The 16299-nt window shown below is 67.0% G+C and carries 15 protein-coding genes; 11 read left to right on the plus strand and 4 right to left on the minus strand.

Features of this window, described 5'->3' with window-relative positions; all coding sequences use genetic code 11:
• Nucleotides 1-15: 15 nt before the first annotated feature.
• Nucleotides 16-3987, minus strand: coding sequence for a type VII secretion protein EccCa (eccCa, locus tag AH6_RS27885; protein ID WP_067485715.1), 3972 nt, complete (start codon nucleotides 3985-3987; stop codon nucleotides 16-18).
• Nucleotides 3988-4277: 290 nt separating this feature from the next.
• On the opposite strand from eccCa, the gene eccD reads away from it, so the two are divergent.
• The 11 genes from eccD to AH6_RS42840 all read left to right on the plus strand — a co-directional run bounded on the left by eccD (nucleotide 4278) and on the right by AH6_RS42840 (nucleotide 13722).
• Nucleotides 4278-5669, plus strand: coding sequence for a type VII secretion integral membrane protein EccD (eccD, locus tag AH6_RS27890; protein WP_067485717.1), 1392 nt, complete (start codon nucleotides 4278-4280; stop codon nucleotides 5667-5669).
• A gap of 16 nt (nucleotides 5670-5685) precedes the next feature.
• On the plus strand, nucleotides 5686-7056 hold the full coding sequence (gene eccB / locus AH6_RS27895; RefSeq protein WP_067485719.1) for a type VII secretion protein EccB: 1371 nt from the start codon (nucleotides 5686-5688) through the stop codon (nucleotides 7054-7056).
• A gap of 223 nt (nucleotides 7057-7279) precedes the next feature.
• A complete protein-coding gene (locus AH6_RS27900; RefSeq protein ID WP_067485721.1) occupies nucleotides 7280-7594 on the plus strand; it encodes a WXG100 family type VII secretion target in 315 nt (104 codons plus the stop codon).
• A 26-nt stretch (nucleotides 7595-7620) separates the two neighbouring features.
• Nucleotides 7621-7911 (plus strand): WXG100 family type VII secretion target, encoded by a 291-nt coding sequence (locus AH6_RS27905; RefSeq protein WP_067485723.1) that lies wholly within the window; start codon nucleotides 7621-7623, stop codon nucleotides 7909-7911.
• Nucleotides 7912-7934: 23 nt separating this feature from the next.
• Nucleotides 7935-8285: a hypothetical protein gene (locus tag AH6_RS27910; RefSeq protein ID WP_067485725.1), complete on the plus strand. Its 351-nt coding sequence runs from the start codon at nucleotides 7935-7937 to the stop codon at nucleotides 8283-8285.
• Nucleotides 8286-9850: 1565 nt separating this feature from the next.
• Nucleotides 9851-11029, plus strand: coding sequence for a S8 family serine peptidase (locus AH6_RS27925; protein WP_169807929.1), 1179 nt, complete (start codon nucleotides 9851-9853; stop codon nucleotides 11027-11029).
• A gap of 11 nt (nucleotides 11030-11040) precedes the next feature.
• Nucleotides 11041-11601 (plus strand): hypothetical protein, encoded by a 561-nt coding sequence (locus AH6_RS44190; RefSeq protein WP_157431767.1) that lies wholly within the window; start codon nucleotides 11041-11043, stop codon nucleotides 11599-11601.
• A gap of 39 nt (nucleotides 11602-11640) precedes the next feature.
• Nucleotides 11641-12009 (plus strand): YbaB/EbfC family nucleoid-associated protein, encoded by a 369-nt coding sequence (locus AH6_RS42835; protein ID WP_157431768.1) that lies wholly within the window; start codon nucleotides 11641-11643, stop codon nucleotides 12007-12009.
• 144 nt (nucleotides 12010-12153) lie between these two features.
• Nucleotides 12154-12741 carry a hypothetical protein gene (locus AH6_RS44195; RefSeq protein WP_157431769.1) on the plus strand — a complete coding sequence of 196 codons (588 nt, stop codon included), beginning with the start codon at nucleotides 12154-12156 and terminating at the stop codon, nucleotides 12739-12741.
• Between the two features lie 149 nt (nucleotides 12742-12890).
• A complete protein-coding gene (locus AH6_RS44200; RefSeq protein WP_157431770.1) occupies nucleotides 12891-13343 on the plus strand; it encodes a hypothetical protein in 453 nt (150 codons plus the stop codon).
• A gap of 28 nt (nucleotides 13344-13371) precedes the next feature.
• Entirely contained in the window at nucleotides 13372-13722 is a 351-nt protein-coding gene (locus AH6_RS42840) for a type VII secretion target (protein WP_083983527.1), read from the plus strand.
• Between the two features lie 101 nt (nucleotides 13723-13823).
• On the opposite strand, the gene AH6_RS44205 is transcribed toward AH6_RS42840, so the two are convergent.
• From AH6_RS44205 to AH6_RS27940, 3 genes are read right to left on the minus strand one after another with little or no spacing between them, the layout of a single operon-like run.
• Nucleotides 13824-14798 carry a DUF6177 family protein gene (locus AH6_RS44205; RefSeq protein WP_157431771.1) on the minus strand — a complete coding sequence of 325 codons (975 nt, stop codon included), beginning with the start codon at nucleotides 14796-14798 and terminating at the stop codon, nucleotides 13824-13826.
• Nucleotides 14795-15142, minus strand: coding sequence for a hypothetical protein (locus AH6_RS27935; protein ID WP_067485735.1), 348 nt, complete (start codon nucleotides 15140-15142; stop codon nucleotides 14795-14797). Before AH6_RS27935 ends, AH6_RS44205 begins: the two co-directional genes overlap by 4 nt.
• Complete coding sequence (locus tag AH6_RS27940) at nucleotides 15139-15939, minus strand: CpaE/TadZ family protein (protein ID WP_157431772.1); 801 nt, start codon at nucleotides 15937-15939, stop codon at nucleotides 15139-15141. Before AH6_RS27940 ends, AH6_RS27935 begins: the two co-directional genes overlap by 4 nt.
• Between the last annotated feature and the right edge of the window lie 360 nt (nucleotides 15940-16299).

The raw sequence follows: 16299 nt of genomic DNA on the forward strand, positions 1-16299 counted from the left end.
CCCCGGGACCGGCCCTCAGCCCTCGCGGAGGGCCGTCTGGATCAGCCGCGCCCCGGACCGCCGGTCGCTGAGCGTCCCGCGCCCCGGCGGCAGCGGCATGGGGCGGACCTCGCCGAACAGCGCCCCCTCCTCCTTGCTCCCCGACATGGTCAGCGCGGGCGTGGCGGTGTCCTTGAGCTGCACGAGCACCGGGTCGTACAGGGCCCGGCCCATGCCGCCCATCGCCCGCGCCACGATCAGGTGGACGCCGATGTCGCGGGCCTGGGGCAGCAGGTCCAGCAGCGGCAGCAGCGGGTTGTTCGCCGTCGCGACCAGGTCGTAGTCGTCGACGAACAGGAAGACGTCCGCGCCCTTCCACCACGACCGGTCGCGCAGCTGCTCGGCGGTGAGGTCGGCGGGCGGCAGCCGCTCGTTCAGGGCGTCCACCAGGTCGAGCACCAGCTCCGCCGCCGCCGCGGGCGAGGCGGCGTACCCGACGCGGTGCTCGGTGTCGGCGGTGTCGAGCAGCGCCCGCCGGTAGTCGACGAACAGCAGCCGCGCCTCGGCCGGGGTGTGCCGGGCGACGACGCCCTCGGCCAGCAGGCGCAGCAGGTTGCTCTTGCCGCACTCGGTGTCGCCGATCACCACGAAGTGCGGGTCGGCGGTGAAGTCGAGCTGCACCGGCGCCAGGGCGTCCTCGTCGATGCCGACCGGCACGCGCCACCTGGCCGCCGGCACCTCCGCCAGGGCCGAGGCGGGCAGCACGGCGGGCAGCAGCCGCACCGGCGGGGCCTTCGGGCCCTGCCAGGCCCCGCCGACCGCCTCGACCAGCTTGGTGACGCCGTCGGCCAGGTCGCCGGTCTCGCCCCGGCCGTCCAGCCGGGGCAGCGCCGCCAGGAAGTGCAGGCCGTCGCGGGTGAGGCCGCGGCCGGGACGTCCCTCGGGCACGTTCTCGGCCAGCCGCCGGTCGATCTCCGACTCGTAGGAGTCGCCGAGCTTGAGCTCCAGCCGGGTGCCGAACACGTCCCGGACGCCCATCCGGAACTCCGACCACTTCCCGGCGGTGGCCACCACGTGCACGCCGAAGCCGAGCCCGCGCTGCGCCAGCTCGGTGACGGTGTCCTCCAGCTGCTCGTACTCCTGGCGGAGCGTCGTCCAGCCGTCCACCACCAGGAACACGTCGCCGAAGCCGTCGCCGGGGATCTCCCCGGCGGCGCGCAGCCGCCGGTAGGTGGCGATCCCGTCGATGCCGAGGTCGGTGAACCGCTGCTCGCGCTGCTCCAGCAGGGTGGAGACCTCGGCGACGGTCCGGCGCACGCGGTCGGCGTCCAGCCGGTTGGTGACGCCGCCCATGTGCGGCAGCCCGGCCAGCGCGCTCAGCGTGCCGCCGCCGAAGTCCAGGCAGTAGAACTGCACCTGTTCGGGGGTGTGCAGCAGCGCCAGCGAGGCGATCAGCGAGCGGAGCATGGTCGACTTGCCGGTCTGCGGCGCGCCCGCGATGCCGACGTGCCCGGCGGCGGCCGACAGGTCGACCCAGAAGGGGTCGCGGCGCTGCTCGAAGGGCCGGTCGATGACGCCGACCACGGCGGCCAACCGGCCCCGGCCGTCCCATCCGGCGGTGGTCAGGCCGTGCTCGGGCGTCGCGGCCAGCGGGGGGAGCAGCCCGTCCACCGTGGGCGGGACGTCGAGCGGCGGCAGCCAGATCCGGTGCGCCTCGGGCCCCTGGCCGGTGAGCTGGCCGGTGACGGCCTTGAACAGGCTGTCCCCGGACTCCTTCTCCTCCGGCCGCCCGGCGGGCTGCGGCGGAGCGGCCGGGAGGGCGATGCGCCGGATGCCGTAGGGCAGGATGCGGCGCTGCCCGCCCCCGCCCGCCGACCGGGCCCTCGCCTGCGGCTCCTCGCTCGCCGGGCCGGACACGTACGCGGCCTTGAACCGCGTCATGTCGCTGACGTCGACCTTGAGGTAGCCGTTGCCGGGCTGGGGCGGGAGCTCGTAGGCGTCGGGGACGCCCAGCACCACGCGCGACTCCATCGCCGAGAACGTCCGCAGGCCGATCCGGTACGACAGGTGCGAGTCGAGCCCCCGCAGCTTGCTCTCCTCCAGGCGCTGGGAGGCCAGCAGCAGGTGGACGCCCAGCGAGCGGCCCAGCCGTCCGATCATCACGAACAGGTCGGCGAACTCGGGCTTGGCCGACAGCAGCTCGGAGAACTCGTCCAGCACCACGAACAGCGTCGGCATCGGCTTGAGCGCCGCGCCCTGCTCGCGCGCCTTCTCGTAGTCGCGCAGCGAGGCATAGTTCCCTGCGGCCCGCAGCCACTCCTGACGCCGCACCATCTCGCCGTGCAGCGCGTCGTACATGCGGTCCACCAGCGGCAGCTCCTCTTCGAGGTTGGTGATGACCGCCGACACGTGCCGCAGGTGCTCCAGCCCGAGGAACGTCGCGCCGCCCTTGAAGTCGACGAGCACGAAGTTGAGCGTCTCCGACGAGTGGGTGATCGCCAGCGCCAGCACCAGCGTGCGCAACAGCTCCGACTTGCCGGAGCCGGTCGCGCCGATGAGCAGGCCGTGCGGGCCCATGCCGCCCTGCGCCGACTCCTTGATGTCCAGCTCCACCGGCCGGCCCTCGGCGTCCAGGCCGATCGGGACGCGCAGCCGGTTGCGCGGCGCCCGGGGCCGCCAGGTGTCGGTCAGGTCGATGCCGTGCGCCCCGGGCAGGCCGAGCAGCGAGGTCAGCGTGAGGTTCCCGGCCAGCAGGTTGCCCTCCGGCTCGTCGGGCGCCCCGGCCCGCAGCGGCGCCAGCCGCAGCGCCAGCCCCTCCGCCTGGACGGTGCTGAACCGGTCGGCGCGGCCCAGCGGACCGGCGACGTCCTTGCCGGTGCGGTCGCGCTCCAGCATCTCCAGGCCGTCCGGGGTGACGTGCAGCCGCAACATGGTGGCCTCGGACGTCGGCGCGACCGCCCCGTCGAGGTCGATGACGCACACGCCCTTGATGCCGTCCGCGCCGAGTTGCGCGTCGGGCGTGACGCTCCCGCCGTCCACGACCACCACGTGCAGCGGCAGGTGGTCGGCGCCGGTCCCGGGCGTGAAGCGCGGCCGGTCCTTCAGCTCCTCGGCGAGCAGCCGTTCGAGGTCGCCGAGCGAGCCGGCGACCAGCCGGACCGGCCCGGCCGCGTCCTGCTCGGCCGGGTGCAGGCAGTGCGGCAGCCACTTGGCCCACTGCCACTCCGCCGCGCGCTCGGGCGACGCGCAGACCGACACGCGCACGTCGTCGGGGGAGTGGAAGGTGACGAGCTGGGCGACCAGCGCCCGCACCATCGACCGCACCGAGTCGGCGTCGCCGGTCGGCACGATCCGCGCGAACGCGGGCAGCGACACCGCGACCGGCAGGTCCGGCACGGTGGAGTGGGCCCGCAGGAACCGTCGCAGCGCCCCCGCGCACATCGGCTCCAGGTCCTCGATCGGCCTGGTCTCCGGAACGATGAGGTCGACGGCGAGCCGCTGCCGCCCCCGCCCGATCCGGACCTGCCCGAAGTCCTCGTCGCCGGGGCGCCGCTCCCACAGGCGGTGGCTCATCGCCAGCGACCAGAGCGTCCGCGGGTCGGGGCCCGCCCACTCCAGCGCCTCGCGCTGCTGCCGGGCGGCCCGGCGCACCCGCGCCCGGATCTGGTCGAGGTAGCGGTAGTAGTCCCGGCGGGCGCTGTTGAGCTGCTGCTTGCGCTCGCCGGCGCCGTGCCCCATGTGCCCGAACCCCATGCCGACCATCGACAGGACGAACAGGCCGCTGGCCACCCACATGATGGGGTTCCCGCCGCCCGCGCCGCCGGCCCCGCCCATGAACATCAGCCCCATGGCCCCGCCGCTGGCGGCCATCGGCAGGTACATCAGGGCGTTCGCGAAGCCCTGGCCGACCGTCTCGGGGATCTCGGGCGGCGGCTCCAGCATGATCTCGCCCTCGGGGAGCCGCGGCGGGGGCCGCCGCTCCGGTCGCCGCAGGAGGACAACGCCCACTGAAATTCCCTCTCGGCCCGCGGGCGGCACGCGCCCCCGACATCCTGACCCCGTTTGCGAAAAGCGCTACTGACCTGCGTTCTTTCAGATGTCAAAGCAGGAGTTGCGCACCGGCGGAAACAGTGAACCGTCCCATCCCGCCCTTACCGGCACCTACTTAACTGTTCATTAGCAACGCGGGTCAAAGTATCATCGTCCGCCGGAACCAAGATCGACCTTTTGCGCGCGACGTGCCGCGGCGGGAAAACGCCGGTCAACGGCCTGGGCGGCCCTGGAGACCCGGAGGCTGTGTGAACACGAGTACCGAGGCCGACCTGTGCCGCGTGAGCGTCGTCGCGCCGCACCGCCGCATCGACCTCTCCCTTCCGGCGGACGTTCCCCTGGCCCACGTGCTCCCCACCCTGCTCCAGGTGATCGGGCCGAACATGGCCGACGCCGGGCTCGCCCACTCGGGGTGGGTGCTGCAACGGCTGGACGAGCCGCCGCTCGACGAGTCGAAGACGCTGGCGCAACTGGACGTCCGCGACGGCGAGCTGCTCTACTTCCGCCCCGGCCTCGCCCAGCTGCCCGAGATCGTCTTCGACGACGTGGCCGACGTCGTGGCGACCGGCGTCAACGAGCACTCCGACCGCTGGCGCCCGGAGACGACCCGGCGCTTCGGCTTGCAGGCGAGCGCCGCGCTGCTCGCCGCGGGAGTGGCCGGACTGGCACTGTCGGGGCCCGCGTGGGGGCTCATCGCGATCACCGCCGGGACGGTGGCCCTCGCGCTGCTCGTCGCCGGGGTCGTCCTGTCGCGGGCGGTGGGGGACTCGCAGGCCGGGGCCGTCCTGGGCTTCAGCGCGCTGCCGTACGCGTTCCTCGGCGGGCTGCTCGTTCCGGCCCGCTCAGTCAGCCTGCTGGATCTGGGCGCACTGCACCTGATGACGGCGTTCGGCGCGGTCACGCTGGCGGCGGTGGCGGCGGCCTTCACCATCGTCGAGGGGCTGCCCGCCTTCCTGGGCGTGGGCCTCACCGCACTGCTGGGGACGCTGGCGGCGCTGTCCGTGCAGACCTTCGGCCTCGCGCCGCACGGCGTCGCGGCCCTGACGGCGGCACTGTGCCTGGCGCTGACCGCGCTCATCCCGTCCCTGGCCTTCCGGCTGGCGCGCCTGCCGCTGCCGCCCGTCCCCGAGAACGCCGACGAGCTCCGCAACTCCCAGACCTTCGACGGCCCGTCCCTGCTCCGCCGCACCCGGGAGGCCGACCGCTTCACGACCGCCCTGGTCGCCGGGGTGGGACTGGCCGGACTGGGCGCCCAGCTCAGCCTGGCCACCGTGGGCGGATGGTTGCCGGTGACGATGAGCCTCTGCCTCGGGCTGGTGCTGATCCTGCGTGCCCGCGTCTTCCACGGCCGCCCGCAGCGCCTCTGGATGCTCGGCGCGGGCCTGGGCGGATTCGCCCTCCTCGGCCTGCGCCAGGTGCTCGTCCTGCCGCCGGCCGAGACGGTCCCGATCGTGATCGTGCCGCTGCTGCTCACCGTGGCGCTCACGCTCGTGCTGGCCCTGCGGCTGCCCGCCCACAAGCCGTCGCCGTTCTGGGGCAGGGCCGGGGACATCCTCGACCTGGCGCTCATCATCAGCCTGTTCCCACTGGCCATGGGCCTGCTGCACCTCTACACCCAGCTGCGCGGCCTGTCCGGCTGACCGGAGGACCCCCGTCATGCAGACCCGCAAGGACCTCTACCAGGCGCACCGCCTGATGACCCAGCGCGTCGCGCTCGCGCTCCTCCAGGGCAGGCCGGGCGCGGCGGAGTCACCGCTGCGGCGCACCGGCGTCGGCGCCCTCTGCGGGGTGATGGTGGTCGTGCTGATCGCCGCGGGCTTCGGCGTCACCGGGCTGATCTTCAAGGGCGGCGCGCGCGGCCTGGAGAAGCCGGGCCTGCTCATCATCGAGAAGGAGACGGGCGCGACCTACGCGTTCAGCGCCCGGGACCGCAGGCTGGTCCCGTTCGTCAACTACGCCTCGGCCCGGCTGGCGATGCCGGAGACGACCATGACCCGCAAGATGGTCTCCAGCCGGTCCCTGGCCAAGTACACGCGCGGCCCGCTGAGCGGCATCCCGGGCGCCCCCGAGTCCCTGCCCGAACCGGGCAGGCTGACCAAGAGCCCGTGGTCGGTGTGCGTGCGCCGTTCCGGCGGGACCACGGGCGACTCGACGGTCTCCCTGATCGGTGGCCGCGACGTCGGAGGCCGCCCGCTGCGCGACGACCAGGCCGTTCTGGTGCAGGCGGCGGAGCAGACGTGGCTGGTGTGGCGGAACAAGCGGATGCGGATCTCCCCTCAGGGGGCCCGGATGCTCGCGCCGTCCCCGCCGACCCCCATCGACCCGCGCTGGCTGAACGGCCTGCCGCAGGGCCCCGACTTCGCCGCGCCCGACGTCCCCAAGCGGGGGACCAGGACCACCGGCCCGGACAACGCCGAGGCGAAGGTCGGCCAGGTCTTCCACGTGGCCGCGATCGCGGGGACGGCGGACCGCTGGTACGTCCAGCTCGCCGACGGGCTGGCCGCGATCTCCGAGACCCAGGCCCGGCTGCTCCTCGAAGCGGCGGACGGTCCGGGCCCGCAACGCGACATCACCCCCGGCCAGGCGGGAGCCCGCCCGTCCCCGACCTCGCTCTACAGCCGCGACCTCCCGGAGAGCCCGCCCCGCCCCGCGCCCTTCTCTCCGGAAGAGCCGCTGTGCGCGGTGTACCGGGACACCGGAAAGCTCTCGGCGGACGCCCGGTTCACCATCGGAGGGAACCTGCCGGGCGGCCCGGCCACCGGAGCCGGTGGCGGGCTGGACGAGGTCTTCATCCCGGGTGGCGGGACGTTCGTCGGCACGCTGACCGGAAGCGGTCAGGCACCGTCGACGTTCGCGCTCATCACCGAGCAGGGAATGCGCTATCCCGTTCCGACCACGGCTGACGTGGAGAAACTCGGCTATTCGGTATCGAAGGCGGCGCCTGTTCCCGCTGGCCTGCTGCAACTGTTCCGGGAGGGGCCACCGCTGTCATCTGCGGCCGCAGCGCGTCCCGTCCCCACTTCCTGACCTGGGAACGGCTCCTGCGGTTGCGTCGCCGCCCGTCAGAACACCTGTAATGAAAGTGGCAAAACCGTTGTCAGGTGAATATATGGACAATCGGTGTGCCGGTCCCTACGATCCATGTTGATCATTGTCACGGGGTGTTTCGCCACGCCTATGCCGGGGGGCCTGGGCTACGGGACGGGGCTGATCGTCGTGATGCCGCAGGCGAGCGATCAGGAGGACTGACATGGCCAATCTGTCAGCGCACAGCCAAGAGAGCATGCGGAAGGCCGGCGACGCTATCGAGGACGCCGAGACGCGCCTGAAGCGGAACCGCCAGACCCTGACCAGCGAGCAGCAGACCCTGGCCGGCCAGTGGGAGGGCGAGGCGTCCCGCGCCTTCGTCGCGGTCTTCCAGAAGTTCGACCGCCAGTTCGTGAAGATCCTGACGGACCTGAACACCATCCAGCAGAAGCTCGGTGACGCCCGCGTCAGCTACGCGGCGAACGAGAGCGAGACCGTCGCGCGGGTGAAGAAGCTCAACGGCCTCATCAACGGCTGAGCCGACCGGATCCGAAGGAGCAGCAGATGTCCTACACCAGGGTCAACTTCCCGGGGATGCAGGCCGCCCAGGCGAGCTTCGCCAAGGCCCACTCCGAGTACATGGCGACCATCGACGAGCTGGACGCCAAGATCCGCGCGACCCTCGCCGACTGGGAGGGCGACGCCGACGAGGCGTACAAGGTCATGCAGAAGCAGTGGCAGGCCGCCGGCGCCGAACTGGCCGCGGTGGTGCGGAACATGAGCACCGCGCTGGGCGACTCGCACGACGGCTACCGGACGACGGAGAACCGCAACGCCGGCATGTTCGGCGGCTGACGCGAGCCCTGGGAGGCGGCCGGATGGCTCCGAAGGAAACGGCGTACGACGTATCGGAGATGCGGAACATCGCGCGGGCGATGCGCCAGGAACTGGATGCTCTGATGGCCATCCCCAAGGACGTCGGCGGACGGTCGACGGCCGGGACCATCGGTGGATGGGACGTGGCGACCGCACTGGGGACGAGCGTCGACGATGCCCACCAGAACATGGTCGATTGCCTCATAACGTTCCTGGGTTCCTACGAGGTGCTGGTCCAAGCGCTCAACACGGCCACGAGGAACTACAGCTTCAACGAGGCGGGCGCTCGGCAGAGGCATGAGGAAGTCGGACGCGGACTGGTGCCCGAGCCGACCCGCGAGAGCCAGAACTAGCCGGCAGGAACGCTGAAGGAGGCAGAGCCGCACATGGGTCGTGGGAACACGATGCCGGTCCGAACCGGGGCGGTCGGGCAGGGCAATCCACAGACGTACGACTCCCATCAGATCGTCGCCATGCTCTCGGCTGCCGACTCCACGCAGTTGCACGGCCTGTCGGACACCTACAACGCGTTGTCCAGCATCCTCAGCGACGCCCAGTCGTGGCTCGCCGGGCACCGGGGCAGGGTCAGGAGCGCGTGGAGCGTCGGCTCCGCCGCGCAAGCGGCGAGCTCCGACATCCAGCGGCTGGAGCACAGCGCCGCGCAACTGTCGGCGGCCGCGCAGAAGTTCAGGGACGCGATGAAAGCCGCCGGTGAAGCGGTGGACCAGCACAAGTCGACGTCGCCGAACGATCCCACGCTTGCCTTGGCGGTGAAGCCCGAGCTGAAAGCGAAGTTCGACGAGGAGGCCCGCCAGCGCCTGGCTCAACTGAACAAGGCACTGGACGCCGCCTACTCGCAGATCCCCGCTTCGGTCACCATGGATCTTCCTAAAGCCCGCGACAGAAGAGAGCCAGGAACAAGCGGCGGTCCGGGAGCCAGCCCGAGCGGCCCCGGGGGTGGTGTCAACCTGCCCAGCGGGGGCACCGGGGACAAGGGGAGCGGGCTTCCGAATCCGAGGTTGCCCCTCCCTCTGGAGCAACCTTCCGTCCCGCAACTTCCGACTCCCGTCCCGCAGGAGCCGCCTTCCGTCCCGCAGGAGCCGCCGGCAACGCCCCATATGCCGGGAGGAAACCAGCCGGAATCACCGGGGAAAGGGCCAACGGACCTGGAAGGGGCCCATCCTGGGGTGACACCGCCTCCAGGACCTGGGCCGAATCCGATGCCACCCGGACTCACCAGCCCTCCGCCGCCTCCGGGCCCCGGTCTGCTGCCACCGGGAACCGGACCATTGCCCCCTGGTGGAATCGGACCGTATCCAGGGCCCCGTCCTTCTCTTCCGAGCCCGAAACCCGGAGCCTCCCTTCCTAAACTTCCCGACCCCCGTCTCCCCCCGGTCGGCGGGAGACCACCGGGCACAGCATCGCCACGCCTTCCTTCTGTCGGGCCGCTACCTGGACCGGCAGGCACGAGTCCTCCGCGGTCTCCTGGGCTGGGCCCGGGAGGACCGGGGCTCAAGCCGGGCACGCCGCCGCTTGGCCCGAACGGAGGAGGCCGCGGAGTCATTGGGGCGCCGCGCCCTGGAACAGGTGGCCTCGGGTCCCGTCCCACGGCTGCCGGGAACGGGGTGGGCGGTGCGACCAGGCCCGGAGGCGTCATCGGCGGACGCCCCAATGCCGCACCTGGTAGCGGCAGGAGTGCGGCTTCACGTGCGAACCCGCGGCCTTCCACTGCGGGGAGTCCACGGTTCGGAGCGGGACCCGGCAAGCGCCGCCGAGAAGAGGCCGAACGTACGACGTGGCTCCACGAAGAGGACGTCTGGAGTGACGAGGAGCCCCAGGCGCCCCGCGTGATCGGAAAGCCCGAGGATGACTGAGGAGCCGGCACCCCGCTCCGGGACACAAGGAGGATGAGAGCAGAGTGCGCAGAGCCGTTCAGGGGATAGGCGGTACCTTCGCCGTCCTGCTGTTGAGCTGCGCGACGACGCCGCCGGCCTTCGCGCTTCCTCCTCCGAACCGGGAGCTGTACTGGTTCTCATGGTGGGAACTGCAAGAGAAGGTCTGGCCACTCGCTGACGGGCGAGGGGTCACCGTCGCACTGGTCGATGACGACGGTCCGAACAAGGCGCTGGCCGATTTCCGAGGTGCGCACATCCTCCCGGTGGTCAATCCAGGGGCCCGTGACAAGAAACCCGTCAAGATCTACCACGACGATCCGGACCACGGAAACGGCATGGCCTCTCTCATCGTCGGCCAAGGGCACGGCACGGGAATGGTGGGAGTGGCGCCCAAGGCCAAGCTGCTGCCCATCGTCAATCAACATATCTCCTACCTGGGCACGGCCGAAGACATCCGCTATGCGACCGATCATGGCGCCAAGGTCATCAACATGTCCATCGGATGGCCCACCGAGCGCCCGTGCCCCGAAGAACTGCAGCAGGCGGTCGATTACGCGGTGGAAAAGGACGTGGTCCTGGTCGCCTCCGCGGGGAACGAGAGCAGGGTCGCCGCCTGGCAGAGCTGGCCCGCCAACTGCGCCGGTGTGGTGGCGGTCGGCGGACTGAATGGTCAGGTCAAGCCGTGGTGGAAGACCACTCCAGGCCGATACGTCGCCGTCGCCGCACCAGCCGACCAGATCAGCGACATCAACCATCAGGGGGAGCTCAAGAGCGGCAGCGCCGGCACCAGCGCCGCCGCGGCCCTGACCTCGGGCGTCGTCGCCCTGATCCGCTCCCGCTACCCGAAGATGCCAGCCCGCGAGGTGGTCCAACGCCTTCTGGCAACCGCCAAGGACACAGGCCCGAAAGGCTGGGACGACATGACGGGCTACGGCCTGGTCCGCCCGTACCGAGCCATAGTCGACAAGGTCCCCTCGAACGCCCCCAACCCCGTCTACGACCGTGTTCCGGGCTATAAGCATCCAGGACCAAAAATTAAACAGCCCATAACTCCGGAAGCGGAACGAGGCAAGGTAATGCCTGCACCTGACTCTGAAACTTCGCTCGTATGGGTGATTGCCGCCTCCCTGACGGGGGTTATTGCCACAGCTATGGCCTGCTTTCGAGTCCATAAGAGAGGTCATAAAGATCATGCGGCGTAAAGGTGGGGGGCATGAAGATGTCTAAAGAAAAGCGGAGGCTGGGTGATCTGATTAACGAGGATGTTCGGCGCGCTCCCCTGGACCCAGAAGATGCGAGCGAAAGACTGCTTAAGGCGGCAGAGCGGGCCAATAATGAGAAAGCTGCAGAAGTAATACAGAATGATTCGATGCCTTTGTTGGAAAATATAAGTGCAGCAAGGCAATCGCCATCTCCGCTTGCCCTCAATGACGTTCATGTAGATCCTTTTGAAAAGACGGTGGGTGAGGGCAAGGGGCAGCCAGAAGAAGAACTCATAGAATTGAGTAAAATTGCCGAAGAGAATAAAAGAAGATTTGATCGAATAAAACTGGCGATCTCTACTCAAGCCATCAACCTTGTCTCCACTCGAACTGGTTTGGAAATCGAAGCAGACGGTTTTGGCGAAATTATTTCTCTAAAACTTGAAAGTCTGCAGTTCGACTCTACTTTTATTCGATCTCTGGAAGAAGAGTTGGTGCGCTTGATTAATGAGGTCGATACCCGAGCTCGCGAAATAGAGATATCGGCGAGAGAGAAAATAGGCGGGACCTGAGAGGTTGGATATTTCTTGCCCGCAGAAAGGGGCTCATAGGTGAATGCTGGTAAGCGTAACGTCGCTCAAGCGCGCTCAGAGGCGCTGATGGCGTCACTTGATGAGGCAGAGAAGCGGATGGATGCGATTCAGCAGGCTGGAGCTGACTATGCAAAGAAGTTGATCAAAGCAGAAGAGGTAGCCAGAAATCGGCACGTGGAGGAGAAGATTAAAGCTGGCATCGGGACGGTGTCAGTTAATGGAAATGGTCAAATTATTGAAGTTAGACTAAATATAGATAATTTGAAGCACTCTGACCAAAGCATGCTTCCAGGCCGACTGCTCGATGCTGTAGCGAAAGCTCGCCAACGTGCAAGACAGCTCATGAGGGAAGATTTAGAGAAGGCAGCATCTAGCCTACGGATTTAGTAGGAAAAGAGGAATTCCATGAATGCAAGACCTGCTCCACGCAATGGTGGGGGCGGCCGGGGCCGGCAACCAGCCCCCGAACCCAGCTCCGCTGTACAATCGGGCCCTACAACTGCAGGCATTCTTATCGACATTGCGGCTTCCGTGGCGCTAGCGACTGAAGTGATGAAAGAATGCCAACATCTGGAGAAGATGAAACCTAATCCAGGTGCGGTTCGGAAAGCCGCAGACGCGTGGTACGCCGCTGCCGGATTGCTCAGTGACTCCACCAAAGTATTGAAACAAGCGTATATTACAGTGGGAATGTACTGGGAAGGGGAAGCATACGAAGGATTTAAGCTACATATGACCGAACAAGTAATCCATGTCGCAGGAGAGAATGAAAAAACCCTTCGAGATATAGGTAATGCACTCATTGAAACGCACGATAAAATCGTTGAGAAGTACAACGAGGGCCACAAAGAGCTGAGCCAGACCGTCGAGAAGGCGATTAATTATCATAAAGATCTTGAAACTCCGAACGGCGACACCAATGGGCGGGTATGGCACGCGCTTCATGCATGCCTGGAACTTTGGATAGCTGGCTCGATAAGAAGAAGGGGTGAGGTTCAGGAAATAGTTAACAAGCGGACAGGGGAAATTACCAAACTTGGTGGAATGGTTAAATCAGTAAAAGTTCCCGGGGCAGTTCCGGACGGAATTCAGACTCCAAAGAATTGGAAGCAAAAGTGATGGAGAAAGAATATTTTCGTCTATCGAACAAGACTCTTTCCTCTTGGTGTATAGCGGCATGTCTCTCCGTCTCCACTCTGGGCTGTGATGTTGATTCATCTGAAACATCGGCACAACCGTCTCGCGATTCGCAACATATCCCATCTGAGGTGAGTGACACGGGCGCCAGGATGCCTGACGTCTGCCGACTTGTTGATGGAAAAACGGCAAAACGTCTGGTCGGGTCAGCCGCTGGCGCACTTGCCTCAGACGAACAGACACCTAGTTCTTCCGAATGTGTCTGGCCCCCTCAAAAAGAGAAAGTGTCATCTGGTTTCATTAGAGTGTCGGCAATGATTCAGAAAAAAACAGTGAAGGGTAATGATCCCTTCAGCTTCGCAAAGGGAAACTTTCACTCTTTCGCCACGGGTGGCTCTTGTCGTGAAATTGAACTAAACGCAGATGAGTCGTGCTGGAAGGAAGGAGGGGAGGGATTTTCCATTGTGGCGAGGAAAGGTTATGTGGTCATTCATATAATTTGCGGGGACATTAAGGGGAAAGTGTCGCAAAATCTTCCCGAAGTCGCGAATAGTATAGGACGCTTTGCTGTCGAAAGAATTTGATAACAATTAGCGTCAAAGGGGGCATTTGATGGCCAATTATTATGAAATAAAAGGCACCAAGCGCATTATTGATGCTGGCGATACCGTGAACGAGGCGGTAAACCAGTGGGTGGATGCGGTGAACTCAGTGGACGGCGCCTGGCTGGCTTTTGGCGCGCTTGGCAAGTATGGCGCTCCTGCAGAGGCCGCCTATCGCATGGCCCACAGTGAGTGCATGGCAAAGTTGCATGCTGCAAATAGGGACCTCATCAGCCTTCGAGAAGCCTTGTATCAGGCAGCTGGTCTTTATGCCAAGGCGGATGTTGAGGCGACCGAGCGCGCTAAAGGAATAGAGAGACGAATGCATCGGCCGGAAATAGATGACTCAAAATATGATTGATTCAAGAGGGTGAGTGTCGATGCGGTCTTCTATATAAGAGGCAGGAATATCGTTCCTGCGGCCACCTTTTAGTGCGGTAGTTCCGCGGAGGTTGATGCTGCTTAACGGTTGTCTGTGCTGTTGGGAGTTCTCGGTGGCGTGGCAGGGGTGAGGGTCTGGGTTAGGTGGCGGTACGTCTGCCAGGTTGCTTTGGTGTTTTGGGTTCCCAGGGTGAACCACGTCATGGGGCCTGAGCGGGTGCTGGGGAACTCCGGTGGGGCCGTGTAGGAGCCCTTCATGGCCAATGCCACGGGAGATGATGTTCCTGACCAGCGGGGTTCGATCGTCAGGTCGGGGCGGCCCAGGCGTGTTTGCAGCAGGATGGATGCCAGGTTCTGGTCGGCTGCTATCGCGCTGACCATCTCTGGTAGGCGCTCCAGGGGTGGTCTTTCGCCGGGGTGGTAGCCGATGGTGAGGGTTGTTGATTCGGTCGTCTCGGCTTGTGTGCGTGTGTAGCTGGTGACGGCTGTGGCGGGGCGGTGGGCGTTTCCTGTTGTGATGGTCTGGAGGGCCTGGCTGTTTCGGGCCGTTCTGGTCAGGTCGGTTCGGTTCCAGGGGTGCTCGGTTGGTTCGGTGGTGCCCCAGCCTGTGGGGGGTCCGCCGGTCAGGGCCTGCATCAGGTGTTCTGTTAGGGCGCCCAGCAGTGTTGATGTCGGGTGCTTTGCCTGGAGGGTCAGGGTCAGGTGTGTGCCCAGGGGCTCGCTGGGGTGTTGGGCGAAGCCCTTCGCGTAGTTCGGGGCGTCGGGGATCGGTGTGAACGCCTTGCCGGTCCATTGGAGTGGCTGGCCGGTTAAGCCTGTGTAGTAGCCGCTCTCTTCGCGTACCACCCAGTCGGCTCGTCCTGCGGTGATCAGGGCGTGGAGGGGCAGGGTCAGCCGGCTTGTTGTGGGGGTGACTAGCTGGAGGGCTCGGGGTGGGTCCGTGGCGTGGAGTGCCTGGGACAGGGTTGGGCTGAGCGGTACCACTTGGCGGTCGATGAGGAATATCGCGGCGTCGTCGGTCAGTACGTCCGCGGCTGTGGTGGTGATGTCGCTCATGGGGCCGTCGGGCTCCAGACCTGTCCACCGTGCTTGGCGACCAGCGCGTCGGCGCAGAGCCAGGCCAGTAGTTCTGCTTGCGGGATGGTTGCGGCTGATCTCACCTCTACCCACCAGTGGGGGCAGGGGGCCGGGATTCCCAGGAGGCGTTCCGCTTCTCCAGGGGCGGCCACGCGTCGCGGTTCGGTCAGGCGTACGAGTAGGCGGCCGGTGGCGTCGAACAGGTGGACCGGGCCGGTGTTGCCGGAGATGGAAAGTGCCTTGTCCTGTAGGTCGGGGGTGTTGGCGAGGGCGTCGTGGATTTCCGGGGCTTCGGCGAGCAGCGCGATCAGTTCCCGGCTCATGAGGTCTTCTCCATGAGGGACAGGTCGAACGCGGTCACGGCCAGGGCGGCTGCGGCGTCCCGGGTCGTGGTGGCGGTGCGGACGGGGTCGAGGGCCGAGCCTGCTGCTATGTGCCGGTCGTGCGGAAGGCGGATGTAGGGAATGCCTGCGTTGCTTAGGAGACCTTGGGCTTCTTTGGTCTCGGTGGTCGCTCGGCGGGAGCGGGTGGCCAGGGCGACCACCGTGCGTGAGAGCAGGCTGGTGTGGTTGGTTGTTCGGCACCACGTCAGGGCCTCTTGCACGTCGGCGGCGTTGTTCGCCACGAGGACCTGGGCGTGTGCCGAGGTGAGGATGCCGCGGCTCAGGTCCGAGGTGAGGCCCGCCGGGCAGTCGATCACTGAGACGGCGGCATAGCGGCTGAGGCGGCCTACGGCGGCTTGGAAGGTGTCGTAGCTCAGCGGCGTGCCGATGGTCGTCTGGGACAGGACCCACGGGCCGTTCTGTGGCTTGGCCAGGAAGCCGGACGCTTCTTCCCAGGAGCGGGGGCGTGCAGTGGCCAGCTCGTGCAGGGATCTTGGTGGTGTCACTTCCAGGCGTGCCGGGATCGCACTCGTTCCGGGGGCGGCGTCCACCAGGATGACCCGGTCTTCGCGCTGCTGCTGGATGATCCCGGCCAGGAGCATGGCCGTGACGCTTCTGCCTGTGCCGACGCGCATGCTCGTCACCGCGATCCGGCGGCAGGAGGGCACCGGGCGGCCCAGGCGTGTCGCCAGCGACGACTGGTCTCGCAGGCCGCCGACCGCCGATGCGCCGCTCATCCTGCGCATGCCGCGGCCCAGCCGCTTGAGCGGGTTGTCGCCGTGGGGCGGCTTGCGGTCCGGGGTGACCTGTTGGTCGGGCTGCCGCGTCGGGGGATTGGGGGTTCGTGCGTCGGGCCTGGTGGCTTCCGCCGGAGGTTGCCTGGGTTGTGGTGCGGTGGGAGCGGAATGCCGAGGGTCGGGTCTGGTGGCGTCCACCGAGGGGGCTGGCTGGGGCGCTGGAAATGGGATGCCGGGGTGGGCCAGTGGTGGAGGTGGCACGGTGGGGCGGTCCGGCCTTGTCGCCTCTGCGGCGGGTGCGGATGGCTTGGCGAAGGTCTCGAACGTCGCTGTCGGCATGCGTAGCGGGCGTGCCAGCGG

Origin of the sequence: Actinomadura hibisca NBRC 15177 (assembly GCF_001552635.1) — a bacterium.
Taxonomy (GTDB): domain Bacteria; phylum Actinomycetota; class Actinomycetes; order Streptosporangiales; family Streptosporangiaceae; genus Spirillospora; species Spirillospora hibisca.